We start from the raw sequence: 4,668 nt of genomic DNA, 5'->3' as shown, positions 1-4,668 counted from the left end.
GGTTAAAAAATATCAAATCCATTGGGGTAAAGCTGGATAATAACCTGGTGCAGGTCTCCATGGATGATGTCAATTACCGCAAGACGCCGCTCTACAAGCCCTATGAGCTGATCAAGGCGGAAGCTGAGCGGTATGGCACCTGTGTAATAGAGAGCGAGCTGATTGGAATGGTGCCGAGGGACGCGCTGGTGGATTTGGCATGTCACTATGTAAAGCTCAACAGCGCCTTCTCACAGGAGCAGATCATTGAAAAGCGCCTTTACGATTATTTAAACGCGAAGCTTCAGTGAGCGCGCGGGATGTGGAGCTGGGCCCCCAATATTTGAGGGACGGAGCAGAGGCGGTATACCAAAATGTCCGTTCTCAGCCCCTGAAAGGCTTTGCGTCGCGGGGCCTCAATTCTCAGAGAAACCATGCAGGTCCCCGACAACCGGTTTCATCAGAAAGATATTGGCCATGGCACAGAAAAGGGAAATGCACACTATATGGGGAGGTTGTATGTTGTGGTAGCCGATACAGTTATTAAAAACATTGGCCAGCTTGTCACGATGGCGGGTCCTTCCCGCGCCAGAACAAAAAAGGATATCGAACAGTTTGAGGTAATTCACAACGGGTGCATTGTGATTCAGGGCGAAAAAATTGCCGCGGTAGGTACGGAGGATATCTTAAAGGATTTTGAGATTGACCGGGCGGAAATTATAGATGCCTGTGGAAATCTGGTGACGCCGGGTCTGATCGATCCTCATGTTCACTTGGTGTTTGACGGCTGGAGACAGGAGGATCTGGCATTAAAGCTCCAAGGCCTTGGCTATATGGAGATTGCGGCACGGGGCGGCAACGATATTTTAGTGAACAATACGCGGGAAGCTTCTGAAGAGCGGCTGAAAAAGGTAGTGTCCAAAACGCTGGATCGGATGGTGGAGAATGGCACTACCACCGCGGAGGCCAAAAGCGGTCGGGGGCTGACAGTAGAGTCTGAGCTGAAGCAGCTTCGGGTTATCAAGGAGCTCAATAAGACACACGTTATTGACCTGGTGCCTACATTTCTGGGGGCACACTATGTTCCCAAGGAGTATGCGGAAAACCAGGAGGCGTATGTGGATCTGGTCATCAATGAAATGATGCCGCTGGTAGAGAAAGAGGGACTTGCTGAGTTCTGCGATGTATGGTGCGAAATCGGGGAGTTCACAGTGGAGGAATCCAGGCGGGTTTTGGAGGCGGGGAAAAAACACGGCATGCTGCCCCGCATACACGCAGATGAGCTGGCCTCTACCGGTGGCGCGGAGCTGGCGGCGGAAGTGGGCGCCATCTCTGCCGAGCATCTGCTCCGCATTTCGGATGAGGGAATTAAGGCCATGGCAGAAGCGGGCGTCATCGCCAACCTGCTCCCCGGCACACCGTTTTATCTTATGATGGACCAGTATGCCCCGGTTAGAAAAATGCTGGATGCGGGGGTGCCTGTTGCCCTGGCCACAGACTTTAACCCCAACACCTCGCCTACGGAGTCTATGCAGCCCATTATGAATTTGGCCAGCATTGAAATGCGCATGACGGCCAGGGAAATTATGACCGCTGTGACAATCAATGCGGCATACAGTGTAAACCGGGGAGACACCATTGGCAGCTTGGAGGTTGGAAAATTAGCGGACATTGTTGTCTGGGATGCGCCGGATATTGAATTTCTGATGTATCACTTTGGTGTTAATCTGGCGGAAAAAGTGTTTAAACGGGGCAAACTGGTTGCAAGTCACGGCACTTTGCTCTCCAAATAGCATAAAAGGATTTGCGGGGCTGCAAAGCGGGCCGGACAAAGAAGCATACGGGCAATTCAGCAACTGGTTTAGCAATATGTGAGAATTGCAAAACGCCGGAGGGAGATGCGGAAAAGCTAAGCGGATGATGTGCAGGGGAATGTAAGAAAACTGGAAAGGAGGGGCGTTTACATCAGGAAAGGAAGGCACAGTTTGGTACAAAAGGTATTGTTATCAGGAGGCATACGACTGGTTGAACGTTCAGCGGGCCATGCCGTTCTGCCTGTCTGGGGCCGGGTTTTGCAATCGACTCTTGTATGTACGTTACGGTTGTAAATGTATATGAAAGGGAGGAAACTCAATGGATATCAGCGTATCAAGTTCATTTCGAGCAACTGGTTTAATTATCTTTGGTATCATCATCCTTTTAAATTTGTTGGTTGGTGTTTGGGCGGGCCGAAATGTAAAAGATACAGATGATTTCTTTGTCGGCGGCCGCCACATGGGAAAGCTGCTTATCACCTGCACCCAGTTAGCAACTTGGATCGGCGGCGCCATGACCATGGCTTGGGTGTCCTATGGCTATCAGCAAGGCTTTGCGGCGTTTTGGTACTGCGCGCTCCAGGGAATCGGCCCCCTGGTTGCAGCCTTCTTCCTGGTCAAGACATTTCGCGCCAAAAAGTTTACGTCGCTGCCTGACTATTTTGCGGATGTCTATCAAAACAAAGTTGTTACCGCTATTGTCACCGTGGTTGTCATGGTCATTCCCATTACCTGGACGGCCAGCCAGTTTTCTGCTTCTGCGCGAATGATGAGCGGTGTGTTGGGTATTGACTTTACCGTGGGGGTAATTATTACTGCCGCTGTGGTTATGGGGTATTCTGTATTTGGTGGATTTACTTCCGTGGTATACACCGATACCCTGCAGTTTATGATCCTGTTCGTCCTGTTCCTGATCATCGCGCCTCAGCCGGTTATTATGACCGGCGGTGTGGGCGCCACCATCAGCGCGCTGCCTGAGGACATGTCCAACCTCTTCCAGCTAAAGGATCTGTCCTCTTATGCGATGCTGGCCTACGTTATTTACGGAATCACGGAGTTCCTGAGCAACCAGACCTCTTATCAGAGAATTTATGCGGCGGATTCTGAAAAAACCGCAAGATTTTCCTTGATTGTCACCGGCATATTGACCTTTATTTGGGGAATTGGCGCTCCTATTACCGGCATGGCCATCCGCAGCCTGAATCCGAATCTGATTCCCGATGAAGCGCTTTCCTGGTTCCTGTCTTCCCATGCAAGCGATGTGCTCTGTTTGGCGTTCCTGGCCTGTATTATGATGGCCACAATGTCAACTGCCGACTCCTGCCTGAACTCGCTGTCGGTGAATATCAGTCACGACATTTATCAGAACCTGATTAACCCCAAAGCGGATGACAAAAAGGTATTGCGCGCCGGACGCATTGTCAGCCTGCTCTTTGGCTTTGTGTCTATGTACTGGGCGCTCCAGGGCGGCTCCATTGTGAACTTCTTTAACTATTCTGCCGGCCTCAGCGCTGGCCCGATTGCCGCTATCATTCTCTTTACCCGGTTTGCCAACAAAGAAATTCGTACGCCTTACGCTGTCGGGAGCGGAATGGTGGTCGGTGTGCTGGCCGGGCTGGCCGCTACGCAGATTTCCTCCCTGACGTCAATTATTGGAGGCGGCCTTCTGCTGAGCTTCCCAGGGACAATTATTGTGGCGGTTATTGTGGGTATGGCAACCAAGGGGAAGGTGCCCAAGGCGGCGGCAGGTTAAGGATTCCGTTTCCCTGTCCGCATACTTGCCCGAATCCTTCCGCATGCTGCCGCAAATCCAGGGATTTGCGGCAGCATGCTTTTTCCCAGGGAGCGCCATACACAGCTGCAAAAGGCGCCGCGGGCATGGAGCGGGAGCTTGTAAACAGGCAACCGGCCCTGCCGCGGAATCGAAGCCCAAGGTTCAGCTTCGTTTCCGTGCCGGCTGCCATCAGAACAAGGAGATTCAGGAATTGCCGCCCTGCTGCAATACAGAATGTGAGGATGGGAACTGCAATGAATAAAAGCGAACTTGAAGCGCTCATACATGCGCTGGAGGAAAAACGGTATAAAGTCTCCTTTTTTGCCTCAAAGGAGGATGCGACCCAGTACCTTTGTTCTTGCAATAAGGATAAGGTGATTGGCTTTGGGGATTCTCTCACCATGCACGAAATGCAGTTAAACGAGGCGCTTTCCCGTGAAAACCGGGTGCTCGATCCCGCCGTTACCTCTGATGACAGCGAATTTGTTTGTGTGGCAAAAGAGTGCCTCACAGCGGAAGTGTTCATGACCTCTGTCAATGCGATTACAAATGATGGAATTCTGGTCAATATGGATGGGACAGGGAATCGAGTTGCCGGGTCGTTGTTTGGACATAAGAAGGTCTATTTTATTTTAGGGACCAACAAGATTACCAAAAATCTGGACGATGCGGTTGCACGTGTGCGAAATATAGTAGCCCCCCAAAACGCAATGCGGCGGGGCTATGACACTCCCTGTGCGAAAACAGGAGATCGCTGCTATGACTGTAAAAGTCCCGCTCGAATTTGCAATGTCTTGGCAATTTATCTGAACAAGCTTCTGGATACGGACGAGGTTGAAATTGTTCTGATTGACGAGGAGCTTGGGCTTTGATATGTGTAAAAGCAGTCCTCTGACTGCCGAAACCGGGGGCAGCGGGGCAATCCCAAATTCTGTGCAGGCTCTGGTTCGGCTGCGAACAGAGCGGAATTTATTCAGGGAGGCGGCAGGTTTAACCGGCTGCCTCCCTGTTCACAAGGGAGCGCAGGTGGGGGTGGATGTCAAGGGCGGCAGAGCTGTTTTTCTTACCCTTGTCATCCGGCCCCGTGGTGCTCGGGCACAC

General features: G+C 51.5%; 3 protein-coding genes and 1 pseudogene. All 4 read left to right on the top strand.

Features of this window, described 5'->3' with window-relative positions; genetic code table 11:
- Positions 1 to 290: pseudogene (locus AC1WIP_RS11770) on the top strand (glutamate formimidoyltransferase); the annotation flags it as partial.
- Between the two features lie 195 nt (positions 291 to 485).
- Positions 486 to 1,772, top strand: a complete 1,287-nt coding sequence (gene hutI, locus AC1WIP_RS11765; RefSeq protein ID WP_481142008.1) for an imidazolonepropionase — start codon at positions 486 to 488, stop codon at positions 1,770 to 1,772.
- Between the two features lie 340 nt (positions 1,773 to 2,112).
- A complete protein-coding gene (locus AC1WIP_RS11760) occupies positions 2,113 to 3,546 on the top strand; it encodes a sodium:solute symporter family protein (protein WP_481142007.1) in 1,434 nt (477 codons plus the stop codon).
- Between the two features lie 275 nt (positions 3,547 to 3,821).
- Positions 3,822 to 4,439 (top strand): lactate utilization protein, encoded by a 618-nt coding sequence (locus tag AC1WIP_RS11755; RefSeq protein ID WP_481142006.1) that lies wholly within the window; start codon positions 3,822 to 3,824, stop codon positions 4,437 to 4,439.
- The last annotated feature ends 229 nt before the right edge of the window (positions 4,440 to 4,668 follow it).

Source organism: Acetatifactor sp., assembly GCF_982438285.1.
The sequence above is the reverse complement of the archived record's forward strand: the minus strand, read 5'-3'. Positions and strand labels throughout refer to the sequence as shown.

What these genes read in the sequence shown, in the direction of transcription:
- hutI (WP_481142008.1), top strand. Translation starts at nt 486, where the DNA reads ATGGGGAGGTTGTATGTTGTGGTAGCCGATACAGTTATTAAAAACATT.
- AC1WIP_RS11760 (WP_481142007.1), top strand. Translation starts at nt 2,113, where the DNA reads ATGGATATCAGCGTATCAAGTTCATTTCGAGCAACTGGTTTAATTATC.
- AC1WIP_RS11755 (WP_481142006.1), top strand. Translation starts at nt 3,822, where the DNA reads ATGAATAAAAGCGAACTTGAAGCGCTCATACATGCGCTGGAGGAAAAA.